Origin of the sequence: Vibrio sp. 10N.261.52.C2, from assembly GCF_041471425.1 — a bacterium.
Classification (GTDB): Bacteria; Pseudomonadota; Gammaproteobacteria; order Enterobacterales; family Vibrionaceae; genus Vibrio; species Vibrio crassostreae_C.
In genome coordinates this window covers 214,570-228,506 of sequence record NZ_JBFROH010000032.1, presented here as the reverse complement: position 1 = coordinate 228,506, position 13,937 = coordinate 214,570, and the positions used below count along the sequence as shown (strand labels likewise).

The 13,937-nt window shown below is 45.0% G+C and carries 10 protein-coding genes; 4 read left to right on the top strand and 6 right to left on the bottom strand.

The window, feature by feature from the left end:
• Complete coding sequence (locus AB4307_RS13485; protein WP_372132063.1) at nt 1-1,470, top strand: Y-family DNA polymerase; 1,470 nt, start codon at nt 1-3, stop codon at nt 1,468-1,470.
• Between the two features lie 113 nt (nt 1,471-1,583).
• A complete protein-coding gene (locus tag AB4307_RS13480) occupies nt 1,584-4,676 on the top strand; it encodes an error-prone DNA polymerase (protein WP_372132061.1) in 3,093 nt (1,030 codons plus the stop codon).
• 333 nt (nt 4,677-5,009) lie between these two features.
• Here AB4307_RS13480 and AB4307_RS13475 read toward each other — a convergent pair whose 3' ends face one another.
• Both AB4307_RS13475 and mlc read right to left on the bottom strand, forming a co-directional pair.
• A complete protein-coding gene (locus AB4307_RS13475; RefSeq protein WP_017062139.1) occupies nt 5,010-5,951 on the bottom strand; it encodes a chemotaxis protein CheV in 942 nt (313 codons plus the stop codon).
• A 168-nt stretch (nt 5,952-6,119) separates the two neighbouring features.
• Complete coding sequence (mlc, locus tag AB4307_RS13470; protein ID WP_017062140.1) at nt 6,120-7,337, bottom strand: sugar metabolism global transcriptional regulator Mlc; 1,218 nt, start codon at nt 7,335-7,337, stop codon at nt 6,120-6,122.
• Between the two features lie 319 nt (nt 7,338-7,656).
• Between mlc and pyk the strand changes: the two genes are divergently transcribed.
• Nucleotides 7,657-9,105 carry a pyruvate kinase gene (gene pyk / locus AB4307_RS13465; RefSeq protein WP_017062141.1) on the top strand — a complete coding sequence of 483 codons (1,449 nt, stop codon included), beginning with the start codon at nt 7,657-7,659 and terminating at the stop codon, nt 9,103-9,105.
• A gap of 160 nt (nt 9,106-9,265) precedes the next feature.
• Here pyk and AB4307_RS13460 read toward each other — a convergent pair whose 3' ends face one another.
• Both AB4307_RS13460 and cydH read right to left on the bottom strand, forming a co-directional pair.
• A complete protein-coding gene (locus AB4307_RS13460; protein ID WP_136982864.1) occupies nt 9,266-10,480 on the bottom strand; it encodes a patatin-like phospholipase family protein in 1,215 nt (404 codons plus the stop codon).
• Nucleotides 10,481-10,521: 41 nt separating this feature from the next.
• Nucleotides 10,522-10,611 (bottom strand): cytochrome bd-I oxidase subunit CydH, encoded by a 90-nt coding sequence (gene cydH, locus AB4307_RS13455; protein WP_100214626.1) that lies wholly within the window; start codon nt 10,609-10,611, stop codon nt 10,522-10,524.
• A 145-nt stretch (nt 10,612-10,756) separates the two neighbouring features.
• Here cydH and AB4307_RS13450 point away from each other — a divergent pair, with 145 nt between their 5' ends.
• On the top strand, nt 10,757-11,350 hold the full coding sequence (locus AB4307_RS13450) for an outer membrane beta-barrel protein (protein WP_017067207.1): 594 nt from the start codon (nt 10,757-10,759) through the stop codon (nt 11,348-11,350).
• 92 nt (nt 11,351-11,442) lie between these two features.
• Here AB4307_RS13450 and AB4307_RS13445 read toward each other — a convergent pair whose 3' ends face one another.
• Nucleotides 11,443-11,847: a hypothetical protein gene (locus AB4307_RS13445; RefSeq protein ID WP_102398088.1), complete on the bottom strand. Its 405-nt coding sequence runs from the start codon at nt 11,845-11,847 to the stop codon at nt 11,443-11,445.
• A gap of 229 nt (nt 11,848-12,076) precedes the next feature.
• Nucleotides 12,077-13,507 (bottom strand): PTS glucose transporter subunit IIBC, encoded by a 1,431-nt coding sequence (ptsG, locus tag AB4307_RS13440; RefSeq protein ID WP_017062145.1) that lies wholly within the window; start codon nt 13,505-13,507, stop codon nt 12,077-12,079.
• Nucleotides 13,508-13,937 lie beyond the last annotated feature (430 nt).

The following is a 13,937-nucleotide window of genomic DNA, read 5'->3' as shown; positions in this document are numbered from 1 at the left end:
ATGTTGTGGCTTTATCTGCACTTTCCATCTCTGCAGTTGGATACCTTGTTTAACTCTAATGAATTGGGTTCGAGCGAAGACTCACGCGAACAACCTATTATCATCGTGGATGAAAAAGATCACCATGTACTGCAAGCAAACCCAGCTGCGCTGCAATCGGGAATTTCGCTTGGTATGGGCTTAGGGTCTGCAGCAGCTTTGTGCCACAACTTACACGTCCACCCTTACAGTATTGAACTGGAGAAAAGTAAGCTTAAAGAGATCGCTCAATGGGCGTATCTGGTCACTTCCGACATGGCGTTATTGCCACCTAATGGTTTGTTGATTAAAGCCTCTAACATGCTGTCACTTTACGACGGGCTAGATAACTACTGGCATGAGCTCAAAAGCCACTTAGAAACGCTCAATATCCAGTTCAGCTTCGCTACGGGTTATTCGCCGCTTTCTGCGATCCTTTTGGGTAAGCAAGCGATCAACCAAGCAACAAACAATATTGAGCAGATGAAAACTTGGGTCAATCAACAAGCATTAATTTCCAGTGAGCTACCGACCAAGCAAGTGGAACGCCTGAACCGTGTCGGTATCAATACCGTTGAAGACTTATTAAAGCTGCCTTTGCAAGAGGTCGCACGCCGCTTTGATATCGACTTGGTGAATTATGTCGGTCGCCTTAACGGCCAGTTCAAGCACCCGATTGATTTCTATCATCCACCAGAGAATTTCCAGCAATATTTGGAGCTATTGTTTGATATTGAAAACATCCTATTTATCGAAAAGCCGTTGCTGAAATTACTGAATCAACTCGAATGTTTTTTGAAGCTACGCGATCGAGTGGCTTTCGAGTTAACTCTGACTTTACACCTAAGAGATAAAGACGATCACCCTGTCTCTTTTTATTCGGCACAAGGTGATTACCTTGCTGAAAAATGGGCGAACCTTACTCATCTCACCTTAGAGTCACTCAAGCTCACCGCACCGGTTCAAGGACTGACCCTCAGCTTGGTTCGTCATGGAGAACCCCAAATGACCTACCATGATCTTTTTGATGGTAATACCGGAACACTTGCCGCGTTAGATTTGCTCTCACTACTGCAAGCAAAGCTTGGACAAGCCTGTATTCAAACACCAAAAATACAGCACGACCCAAGGCCAGAAAAGGCCAATCAGTATTCGCTCCCAACACTGAGTAAGTCTGTGACAAAAAGGCAAGCGCCCTCAAGGAGCGAGCAACAAACCACAGCTCTCAGCGTCGTTCAACAGCGGCTCAGGCCCAGTATTTTACTGCCAGAGCCCGAAGCCTTAACCGAAAGCGTCACCTTATCTCAAGGCCCAGAGCGCATTGTGTCTGGCTGGTGGGACGGAGAGAAGGTCATTCGTGACTACTTTATTGCTCACAGCGAAAACGGTCGGTGGCTCTGGATATTTAAAACGCCAGATAAACAGTGGTTTTTGCACGGCTTATTTAGCTAGTCGGTAAGAACGTAAGTCAGCAAGAAACTTTGTTAGCTCCTCCGTTCTACTTATTCAATTTCAGCGTCCCTTTTCAATCATGTTCACTCGCAATAGTTAAGTGAGATCACATTATGTCTCAGCAATACTCAGAGCTTTTCTGTCAAAGTAATTACTCCTTTCTAGAGGGAGCTTCGCATGCGGAAGAGCTTGTTTTACAGGCCGACTTCTTACGTTACAAAGCACTCGCGGTTACTGATGAGTGCTCAGTCGCGGGCATCGTTAAGGTTCACTCTGCAATCAAGCAACATAAACTGTCACTCAAGCAAATTGTCGGGAGCATGTTTTGGTTAAATGAAGAGTGCCAAGTGATCTTGATATGCCCAAACAGACAAGCCTACGCCGAGCTGTGCCGTATAATTACCAACGCGAGACGTCGTAGCAGTAAGGGACATTATCAGCTCTCTGAGTGGGATATCATGTCGGCTAAGCACTGCTTTATTCTTTGGCTTCCTCAACAGAAAAATGAAGACGCGCACTGGGGGCAATGGCTATCTCAGCACCCTTCAGGTCGGCTTTGGATCGGCTTACAAAGACACCTAAAGCAAACCGACCAGCAGTACACAGATTACTGCGTTGAGCTGTCACAACATCATCAACTGCCGATAACAGCTTGTGGTGGCGTGCTAATGCACAATGCTAACCGCTTATCCTTACAGCACTCACTCACTGCGATAAAGTACCAAAAGCCCATTACCGAAGTGGGCAGTCACTTACTCGCTAATGCCGAGCGCTGTTTACGGAGTATCAATAAGCTCTCTCATATCTTCAAAGCGGAGTGGCTAGAAGAGAGCAACCGTATCGCTGAGCTGTGTGAATTTGATTTAAATAGCTTGCGATACGAATATCCCAGTGAGCTGATTCCTCAAGGGGAGACACCCATGAGTTATCTGCGCATGTTGGTCGAAAAAGGAAAACGAGCTCGCTTCCCACAAGGTGTACCTAACGACATCCAACAAATCATAGATAAAGAATTGGGATTAATTGACGAGCTTGACTACCCTTTCTTTTTTCTCACCATTCACGACATCGTGATGTTTGCCAAAAGCCAAGGCATTCTTTACCAAGGTCGAGGTTCAGCGGCCAATTCCGTGGTCTGTTACTGCTTAGAAATCACCTCTGTCGACCCAAGACAGATCTCGGTGCTGTTTGAGCGTTTCATCAGTAAAGAGCGCGATGAGCCGCCTGATATTGATGTCGATTTTGAACACGAACGTCGTGAAGAAGTCATCCAATACATCTATAAAAAATACGGTAGAGAACGGGCTGCACTTGCTGCAACAGTCATCTCTTATCGCTTCAAAAGTGCGGTGAGAGATGTGGGGAAAGCATTAGGGCTACAAGAAACTCAGCTCGACTACTTCATCAAGAACACCAATCGCAGGGACAAAAGCTTAGGTTGGCAGGCTCAGCTCACTCAATTAGGGCTACAACCTGATTCTTTGAAGGGGCAGCAGTTTATCCACTTGGTTAATGAGATTATCGGCTTCCCACGTCACTTATCTCAACATGTCGGTGGCTTTGTCATATCCTCAGGGCCTTTGTATGAGCTGGTTCCCGTCGAAAATGCAGCGATGCACGATCGAACCATTATCCAATGGGATAAGGATGATCTAGAAACCTTAGGCTTGCTGAAAGTTGATGTGCTCGCGTTGGGTATGCTCTCTGCGATTCGTAAATGTTTCGACCTGATCAAACGTATTCACGGGCGATCACTGACCATTGCTGAGATCACTCGCCTTAAGGACGATCCTCAGGTTTACGGCATGATTCAGCGAGCAGACACAGTCGGGATATTCCAAATTGAGTCACGCGCACAAATGAGCATGCTGCCAAGGCTTAAACCGAAGACTTATTACGACTTGGTGATTCAAATCGCTATCGTACGCCCAGGCCCTATTCAGGGTGATATGGTGCATCCGTTTCTCAAGCGTCGAGATGGCATTGAGCCAATCAGTTATCCATCTAAAGACGTGGAATCAGTACTGTCGCGCACCTTAGGTGTACCGATATTCCAAGAGCAAGTGATCAAACTCGCGATGGTCGCTGCAGGGTTCACAGGCGGAGAAGCAGATCAACTCAGACGGGCAATGGCCGCTTGGAAGAAAAATGGCAACGTCTTTAAGTTTAAAAACAAACTCATCGAAGGAATGCAAAAGCGCGGCTATGAGACAGAGTTTGCTGAGCAGATCTTTAAACAGATATGCGGCTTTGGCGAGTACGGTTTTCCTGAAAGCCACTCCGCTTCGTTTGCGGTGTTAGCGTATTGCTCCGCTTGGCTGAAATGCTACTACCCAGAGTGCTTCTACGCTTCTCTGTTGAATAGCCAACCGATGGGGTTTTATAGCCCTTCACAGTTGGTACAAGACGCACAACGACACAATGTGGTGATACTTCCGGTATGTGTGAACGCTTCTCAAAACGACCACACGGTTGCCCCTCATCAGAATGGTCTAGCGATTCGCTTAGGGCTGCGACAAATCAAAGGATTCAGCGAGCATGGAATTCAAAGCGTGCTCGCCAATCGTCCACCATCCGGTTATCGCCACCCTAGTCAGGTGAAACAGTTATCGATGAATAAGAAAGATATCGAGCTACTGGCATCGGCCAATGCGCTACATAACGTTTCTGGAGACCGCTTCCAGACTCGCTGGGCGATCATGGACTCGGCGTCGGATTTACCTCTGTTTAGCCAAGCCTATGACGATGCTGAGGCAGGGTATGACGAACATGTACTGCACAAGCCCAACGAGATGCAAGATCTACTCGAAGACTTCACCAGTGTCGGAATTTCATTGAACAAGCACCCCATCACTTTGCTCGAAGAAGCGGGACGACTAGGTCGATTCACACACATGAAAGATTTAATACAGCAAAGACACAAATCTATGGTCACCGTTGTCGGATTAGTCACAGGAAAACAATCTCCCGGTACCGCAGCCGGTGTCACCTTTGTCACATTAGAAGATAACACAGGCAATATCAACGTTGTGGTATGGGGAGCCACTGCACGCGCGCAGCAGCAAGCTTATCTGACAGCGAAGGCTTTAAAGGTACAAGGAGTCTTAGAGAAGGAAGGCGAAGTCGTGCATGTGATTGCGGGGAAACTTATCGATATAACTGATGAAATTGTTGGCTTGAACACCAAATCTCGAGATTTTCATTAGCGAAGTACCAACTGGTCTCAACCGGTCATTGGCTAAAGAAACGAGAGAAAGAAAAACGAAAAAGGGAAGCATCCGCTTCCCTTCAATTCCAGTTGTTGAGTTATGACTCAACTTCAGCTTCCGTACGTCTTTTCTTAAATTCCCTATACAGTAATAAGCTCAAAGTCATGACGACTTTAGACGTTAACCATATCATTAAGAGGAACTACCTTAAATTGTGTGTGAAAAGTTACGCTAGCAGTTGAGCATATTTCGTTAAGAAAAATATGCTGTGTGAATATTAGCAAACGTTTTCTATAAGGTCACTCAAAACAAACCGTACAGCAGCGTTAATTATAAAATCTGACGCATTCGCTCTTGAGTCACTTCAACCAAGAGGTCTGGCTGGAACTTAGAAATAAAGCGGTTACACCCTACTTTCTCAACCATAGCTTCATTAAAACTTCCACTTAATGAAGTATTTAGCGTGATGAATAGGTCATGCATTCTTGGGTCAGTACGTACTTCGTGTGTCAGCTTGTAGCCGTCCATTTCAGGCATTTCAGCATCGGTGATCATCAACAATATTTCTTGATTGATGTCTTTGCCTTCATCACACCAGCCCTTAAGTAAGGTCAGTGCTTCTAAGCCATCACAACACTCAATAATGTTCAAACCCAACTGCGACAAGGTGCCTTTGATCTGATTACGCGCTGTTGAAGAGTCATCAACGATAAGCACATTGCGTCCTATCATCTCCTGAGCTAATTGTTCATCTAAAACGCCTTCAGAGATCGAGACATCGTAATCAATGATCTCAGCCAACACTTTCTCAACATCGATGATCTCGACGATCTTGTGCTGCTCTTCTTCTTGAATATGCGTAATAGCGGTTAGGTAGTTTGCACGGCCTGTTGTCTTTGGCGGCGGCTGGATTTCTGTCCATGTCGTGTTCACGATATTACGAACTTGCCCAACCAAGAAACCTTGTACGGTTCGGTTGTATTCCGTAATAATCAGGTTGCTCTCTTGAGACTCCGCACGAGATGGCGGAAAGCCAATGGCACTGCGTAAATCGATAACAGGCACCGATTCACCACGTAAAGACGCAACACCCGTAATATGATGATGAGAGCCCGGTAAGCGAGTGAGTACTGGCACTTTGAGGACTTCTTTCACTTTAAATACGTTAATCGCAAATAGTTGACGACTATTTAAGCTGAATAACAAGAGTTCCAGACGGTTTTCACCGACCAGTTTGGTTCTCTGATCAACCGAATTTAAAACGCCAGACATACAACACCTTAGTGACAAATAATAACTGTGGCTACAATAGCCTACTTCAATAGGTTAAAGCAAAGCGCCAATGCACAGAATGCTTAAACTAAGTACAACAAATGATGTTATACAAAGCTTAAGTACATGGAAAGGTTCAAGGTAAGGCTACAAGACGAGAAAAAGGGGTTAACCTTCAATAACTTTCATTAACAGTTGGCCATCGTATAAGGCCTGCTTGATGAGCGCAGCACCTGGCATGGTTGCCTGCTTATAAAAACGAGATTCCACCAGCTCTAAGTCTTTATGGTAAACCGATAGACTCTGCTCTTCGATACACTTTTGAATCGCCGGGTATAACACGCTCTTCGCCTGATTGATAACACCACCCACCAAGATTTTCTCTGGGTTGAACAGGTTAATCACAATCGCAATCGCAGAACCTAGATAACGGCCTAACTGTTCAATCACTTCGACAGCCAGCGGATCCCCATTAGCAGCGGCAGCACAGATCTGTTCAATAGTGACGTCTTCAAACACCGTTAGCGTTGATTCTTCACCATTTACCAATCGCTCTTTGACTTGCTCACGGATTGCCTGAGAACTCGCCACCGTTTCTAAACAGCCTCGATTACCACAGTGGCAAAGCTTGCCTTCTTTATCGATCTGGATATGCCCCAACTCACCGATGTTACCGTGACGTCCTTGCAGAACGCGACCATCAAGAATGATCCCGGCACCTAAACCGTGGTGAATCGAGATAAGAACAGAGTTGTCGTTGTCTTGTGAGTTACCAAACAGCTTTTCTGCTAATGCCCACGCTCGGGTATCATTGGCAATAAAAACTGGCAAACCGGTTTCTTTGTAGATCTCCGGCCCCAACGCTAAGTTTTCAACGTTATAGTGCGGCATCTGCAACACAATACCTTGCTCTGAATTCACCAGACCTGGCAGTGTGATAGCGATACTCGTCACCCTGTCGAGTTGCTCGGCATAGGTTTGGAAGAACTCATCGATTTCATGGAGAAGACGCGCAAGCACATCGTCTTGATCACGTTCATGGATATCAATCTTGGTATCGATAAGCACGTCGCCGCCCAATTCATGGAGCGCGATCGTCAAGTATCCGCGACCAAGACGCATCGACAAAAATTGCCAACCTTCGTTATTGGTTTGCAGACCGACAGCAGGACGCCCACGAGTCGTGGCTTCTTGAACCGTCGTTTCGTGAATAAGGTGAGCTTCAATGAGTTCACGGGTAATTTTAGTAATACTCGCCGGAGCCAACTCACTTTGCTTGGACAGATCGATACGAGAAATAGGACCTTTAAGGTCAATTAGTTTATATACACGACCAGCATTGACCTGTTTGATATGATCAATATGGCCCGGTTGAGCCATGTACATTTTACGCTCCAGAAATCATCAACGAGGTAATTTTTTTACTTTGCGAAGTAATTGTGAAGTCACTTGGTATATCGCCGTGACCAGTATCACGTATATACATGAATCTTTGTGTATCGAGTCAAATAGTTCGAGGAAAATTAACACCCACATCGATAATTTGCGACTTAATTTTCAGAATAAAACATCGCGTTTGAGCCCTAAATTCAATAATTAAAAGCAAATCAAGAAATATCCTCCTAGCTCCCAATAAATTATCAATTAATGCATATACTTAATTCAGTCTTTTAAAAGATTACTTGGCCTCACTCTAGGAGTATTCATGACAGCCGAATTAAGAAAAACGAAAATCGTCACAACGCTAGGCCCTTCTACTGATAAAGGTAACGTGCTTGAAGAGATCATCAAAGCCGGTGCCAATATCGTTCGTATGAACTTCTCTCACGGCACCAGCGACGACCATATACAACGCGCAGAAAAAGTCAGAGCAATAGCAAAAAGACACGGCACTCAAATCGCCATTCTCGGAGACTTACAAGGTCCCAAGATTCGTGTGTCGACATTCAAAGATGGCAAAATCCAACTTGCCGTAGGCGACCTGTTCACTCTCGACAGCAGCCTAGGTTTAGGTGAAGGTAATCAAGAAGCCGTTGGCCTTGATTACAAAGAACTGCCTAACGATGTGTCCGCCGGCGATATTCTGTTGCTTGACGATGGTCGTGTTCAACTCAAAGTAACCAAAGTGGAAGGCTGTCGCGTTCATACCGAAGTCATCATTGGCGGCCCACTCTCAAATAACAAAGGCATCAACAAAAAAGGTGGTGGCCTTTCCGCAGAAGCGCTAACAGAAAAAGACAAGCGCGACATCGTCACCGCCGCACAAATCAAAGTGGATTACCTAGCGGTGTCTTTCCCTCGTAATGGTGAAGACATGCACTATGCTCGTCAGCTTGCACGAGAAGCTGGTTTAGAAGCTCACCTCGTCGCAAAAGTGGAGCGAGCAGAGACAGTAGCTACTGTTGAGAACATGGATGACATCATAATGGCTTCAGATGTCGTTATGGTGGCTCGTGGTGACCTCGGAGTGGAAATTGGCGACCCTGAGTTAGTCGGAGTGCAAAAACAGCTTATACGCCGTGCCAGAGCGCTTAACCGAACAGTCATCACTGCAACTCAGATGATGGAATCAATGATTTCTGCGCCAATGCCAACCCGTGCCGAAGTTATGGACGTTGCCAACGCCGTACTCGATGGCACCGATGCTGTGATGCTGTCTGGTGAAACTGCAGCTGGTGACTACCCTGTCGAGACCGTAAAATCGATGGCTGAAGTCTGTATTGGTGCGGAAAAAATGGCAGGCATTAATAACCAATCCAATTACCGTATTGATCGCACCTTTGTTACTGCCGAAGAAACCGTTTCGATGGCGACCATCTACTCTGCGAACCATATGGAAGGCATTAAAGGCGTTGTCACTCTCACCGAGTCAGGCCGCACGGCACTGATGATGTCTCGCCTAAGTGCCGACATGCCGATCTACGCGCTGTCTCGTAACGAAGGAACACTTAATCGCTGTACCTTATACCGAGGTGTAACACCTATCTACTTCGAAACAGAAGCCGAAGACAGCTTTGACATTGCACTATCTACACTCACTTGCCTGAAAGAGAAAGGACACCTTAAGTTTGGTGACCTAGTGATCGTCACTCAAGGCGACATTATGGATGTAGCAGGGTCGACCAACTGTATGAGAATCTTGCCTGTCACCTAATATTTGACCTTAAGGCGAAACGATTTGCCTAATCTCAAAAGCTTAAAAGGGTTATCGAACCAAGTTCAATAACCCTTTTTCATTTCAGAACACAATTCACTGAAGATCTACTTAAACAGCATAACGAGCTAACAGCATGCTAGCTCATCAACTTCGAGAATTATTTACCAGCAGCAATGGTGGCTAACTGTGGCATATGAGAATTGCGAGCGTTTTCCGTTGAGGTATAGGTCTCCACAAATCGGTAACCGGCTTCTAAACCCAATTCGTAATCATGCAGTAAATCATCTTTATGACTCATTAATGAGCTCGATTTAAGCGTTTGACTAGGTGCTATCTGAACCACAAACGCGTCGTCTGGTGGCGAATTCAAAAAATCCTGAGTCAATGAGTAGGTCTGATAATGCACCATCAGCATGTCAGCCAACCCTGAATCAAACTTATCTCCGATTAAATGACTTAAGCGATAAATATCATCTGCACCAAATAGCCAGCGACCACCGTTCAGCAGGTCTAAATGCCCACGGTCACGCTTCTGCTCTTTTGAGCGCATAATTTGTTGTTGGAAGAAAGAGGTCCAGTCGGTTTTCCACTGTTCCACTTTCTGTTGCCAATGGCCTTGAACACTGTCGAAAGATTCGCGGAACCACTCCAGTTCTTCTGCAGATATAGGTTTAGGCGCTTTGACTGAAGATCCCTTAACTGGTGCTTCAACCAAATGGGTATTACCTTCCTCCACCACTGGCTCAGTACGAATCACCACAATAGAACGAGCTTGTCTTCGCCACGCTTCCTGAACTGGGATACACGCCGATACACCACCGTCCACATAAGCACTGTCACCAATAAAGACTTCGTCATTGTACAAGCGAGGAATAGCACAGGTCGCAATCATCACCTTGTACCAATCTTCGCCCAATAATGGGAAGTAGTGGTCTCGTAAGTCTTTGGAATCCGTTACAGCCGCATAGAAGTGGCGATCGCCTAGCGTTTGTCGCCCTAAATCCAGATCGAGCTTATATGGGTAAGCCATGATTTGTTCTAGCGCCCATTCTAATCCTAGGTTCTTTCTGTGTCGTATATAGGAAAAGAGATTGAAGAACTCTGGTGAGGTTGTGAGGTCGAGAACAAAAGAACGTCCAAGGCCTTTATCACGGCACAGATAAGCACATAAGTTGAGAGCACCTGCTGAGGTACCAAAAAATTCGTCGAAGGGGTCAAAATTTGAGAGAAGAAAGGCATCCAGCACTCCAGAAGTAAAAATACTTCTCTGTCCGCCACCTTGAGCGACCAGTGCTGTTTTTCCAGCAATAAACTTAGCGTAATAATCCAAGTCTATTGCTGTATCAATATTGGTTATAATCCCACTATTCATTATTCCCTGAGTATCAAAACTCAGCCTCGCAATAGATGGTATTAACTACCAATCGCAATAAAGCCAAATGAAAGAATGATCATGTAGATAAACACGGTAATTTGTAGGGCATTTTTCAGATTATGGTCCATAGACACCTCTGGTTTATTATTAATTTGTCGAGTCTCTATTTAAGTACTATCAGGTGTGTGAAGTATCTTCAAGAATCGTCGAAATTAGTCGCACAATATTGATGTAACCATCACAATTAGTAAGTGTATGGATAAGGATATACTCATGAATAACAAAGCAAATATGATGGCACTGATTACGCTTCTCTCCGTTTCAAGCGCGTATGCTTCGCCGGAGATCATCATTACACCTATGGTAGGTTATACCGGCGGTGGCAGTGTCGAAGACCAGGACGGTAAAACCTATGACATGAAAGGCTCTGAAAATTACACCTTTGCCATTGAAACGCCACTTGAAAAAGGACGCATCGGCTTCTTCTACTCCAATCAGAGCTCGGAATTAGAAACGCTTAACCTAAGCTCCTCCATCCAATACCTGCACCTTCAAAGCAGCATCTACTACCCTGCTTCGCCTGTGTTGTCGGGTTATCTAGGGCTAGGCCTGGGTGCTTCTTACGTCGATGTAGACTGGGCAAAAGATAAGTATGGATTCTCAACTTCTATCTTTGGTGGCTTAGAGTACAAATTTAGTGACCGACTAGCGTTGAACACACAAGTACGTTGGTTAGGCACGGTTGTCGACAACGATACCTCCGGTGTTTGTAATATCCCAAATAACGGGCAAGAGTGCATCATTCGCTTTGATACCGACTGGATGAACCAATTCCAAGCCAATGTCGGACTGAGTTTTACTTTCTAAGCGGCTCAATGAAGCAAAAATATAAGATCGGCCCAAACTAAAAAACCAGCTAAATGCTGGTTTTTTCATTATTAAAACGGTTTTAGTTCAGGTTAGAACTTATAGGTAACACCTAAAGCGCCGCCCACTTGCAACTCAACACCTTTATACATATCGAGTTCAGGGTGAACTTGAGCGTAAGCATTCCAACCTTCGTAGAAATTCACTTTCACGCCTAACGGCAAGCGTAAGCCAAAGTCGTCATTCCATTCAGCCCAAGCACCAGCACCGACGTACCAGCTCAACGGAGCTTCAGTCTCGAACTGACCACGCTTCAAAATGTAATCAAAGGCAGCGCCGTCATTGCCAATCGTAGCACGGTATTTCTGATCAAATTCCACAACGACACTCAGGTCTTGGTCAATGGCGAGTCCAACTTCCAAAGCTGGAGCTTCAGAAGCTTGAGCAAACGAGGCTCCGCTGCAGCACATAAGGCCGATCAAGCAACGATGTTTCATAATATTCTCAGACTGTATTTAAAAAACGGAAGTCTACTGGAATCTCAGCAAAAGGTGTCATCGCTGGGTAAAAGATAAAAGACACGAAAAATTTAAGAGCAACCATCAACTGATCGAGTTGAATGATAAGTATCTGAGTTAATGGAGATTAAGCACAATAGATCTTTCATAGAGCAGAAAACAAAAAAGGAGGCCTTTCGGCCTCCTTTCAATTTATTGAATCAGAGAATTAACCGTTGTTACGGATCCACTCATCCATGTCTGTCTTAAGGTTGTCAGACTTAGTACCGAAGATAGCTTGTACGCCACCCGCTACTACTACAACACCTGCAGCGCCTAGTTTCTTCAGCTTGTCTTGGTCAACAAGAGCTGTATCAGCTACTGCAACACGTAGACGAGTAATACAAGCGTCAAGACCAGTGATGTTCGCTTTACCACCGAATGCAGCAACTAGCTCACCAGCAAGTTCAGAACCAGTCGCAACTGACTCTTCTTCAGTCTCGTCTTCACGGCCTGGAGTTTTAAGGTCTAGAGCTTTAATCACAGTGCGGAATACGATGTAGTAAATTGCAGCGTAAGCAATACCACATACAACCATTAGGCCCATCTTAGACGCGTTGCCAGATAGAACTAGGAAGTCGATTAGACCGTGTGAGAAAGATGTACCGTGTACAAAACCTAGAGTGTTCGCAAGAACGTATGCAGAACCAGCTAGTAGAGCGTGGATTGCGTACAGTACTGGAGCAACGAATAGGAAAGAGAATTCGATTGGTTCAGTGATACCCGTTAGGAATGAAGTCAACGCAGCAGAAGCCATGATGCCCATTACTTTAGCGCGGTTTTCAGGCTTAGCTGAGTGTGCAATCGCGATTGCAGCAGCAGGTAGACCGAACATCTTGAACATGTAACCACCAGCTAGCTGACCGAAGCCATTGCCCGCTGCACGAGATGCGTCATCAGCAACTAAGTAACAAGTAAGAACACCGTTTTGAGTTTCGCCAGCAGCGTTTACACAAGTACCAGCTTCAAAGAAGAAAGGTACGTTCCAAACGTGGTGAAGACCAAATGGAATTAGAGAACGCTCAACGATACCGTAGATACCAAACGCCACTTGTGGGTTTTGGTGAGCAGCCCAATCAGAGAACGCAGAGATAGCGCCGCCAACTGGTGGCCATACTACAGATAGTAGGATTGCTAGACCAATCGCAGAGAAACCTGTGATGATTGGCACAGCACGCTTACCAGCGAAGAAGCCAAGGTACTCTGGTAGTTGAATACGGAAGAAACGGTTGAATGCCCAAGCAGCAACACCACCGACTAGGATACCACCTAGTACACCAGTATCGATTTTATCAACGCCCATTACACCAGCCATTACGCCAAGTGTAGCAGTCATGATGCCGTAACCAACGATAGCAGCTAGACCCGCTACACCATCGTTGTTAGTAAAGCCAAGTGCAACACCTACTGCGAACAGTAGTGCCATTTGACCGAATACTGAACCACCAGCTTGTTCCATTAAGTTTGAAACGATTTCTGGAATGAAAGGAAGATCTGCTGCACCGACACCTAGCAAAATACCCGCAACTGGTAAAACTGATACTGGAAGCATCAGAGACTTACCAACTTTCTGCAGGCTAGCAAAAAGGTTCTTAAACATGTTTATGCTCCTGATAAAGATAAAATAATTATATTGGGTTCTAACGGCACACCCCCGTAGCCTATATGTTAGCACCCTGCGAAAATGTAACCATGTATTGCATTATATTTTCTGCCGCTAAATATATATTGATGGGGAACTAACTTTCTAGTCACTTACGAAATTTAGTTTCAAAACACGTCTTGGATCACATGTCAAATCTAGAAATGCAATCCTTTACAAGCATTTAATCAATTGAAATATATAAGTATTTTTCAATAGTCCTATTATTTTACTGAGTAAATAAAATAGGAGCGAATGTTATTTTTAGTAACAAAATTACAAATGTTATAATTAGCGCTCTCAAGTTCAACATAATTCGTAAACATTAAAAAAAAACGTATTTTTAGTGATCAAAAACACAAAAAGGGAGCTTTCGCTCCCTTTTATT

Bases quoted from the DNA above. Each gene is read 5' to 3' on its own strand.
- AB4307_RS13485 (WP_372132063.1), top strand. From the start codon at position 1: ATGTTGTGGCTTTATCTGCACTTTCCATCTCTGCAGTTGGATACCTTG.
- AB4307_RS13480 (WP_372132061.1), top strand. From the start codon at position 1,584: ATGTCTCAGCAATACTCAGAGCTTTTCTGTCAAAGTAATTACTCCTTT.
- AB4307_RS13475 (WP_017062139.1), bottom strand. From the start codon at position 5,951: ATGTCTGGCGTTTTAAATTCGGTTGATCAGAGAACCAAACTGGTCGGT.
- mlc (WP_017062140.1), bottom strand. From the start codon at position 7,337: ATGTACATGGCTCAACCGGGCCATATTGATCATATCAAACAGGTCAAT.
- pyk (WP_017062141.1), top strand. From the start codon at position 7,657: ATGACAGCCGAATTAAGAAAAACGAAAATCGTCACAACGCTAGGCCCT.
- AB4307_RS13460 (WP_136982864.1), bottom strand. From the start codon at position 10,480: ATGAATAGTGGGATTATAACCAATATTGATACAGCAATAGACTTGGAT.
- cydH (WP_100214626.1), bottom strand. From the start codon at position 10,611: ATGGACCATAATCTGAAAAATGCCCTACAAATTACCGTGTTTATCTAC.
- AB4307_RS13450 (WP_017067207.1), top strand. From the start codon at position 10,757: ATGAATAACAAAGCAAATATGATGGCACTGATTACGCTTCTCTCCGTT.
- AB4307_RS13445 (WP_102398088.1), bottom strand. From the start codon at position 11,847: ATGAAACATCGTTGCTTGATCGGCCTTATGTGCTGCAGCGGAGCCTCG.
- ptsG (WP_017062145.1), bottom strand. From the start codon at position 13,507: ATGTTTAAGAACCTTTTTGCTAGCCTGCAGAAAGTTGGTAAGTCTCTG.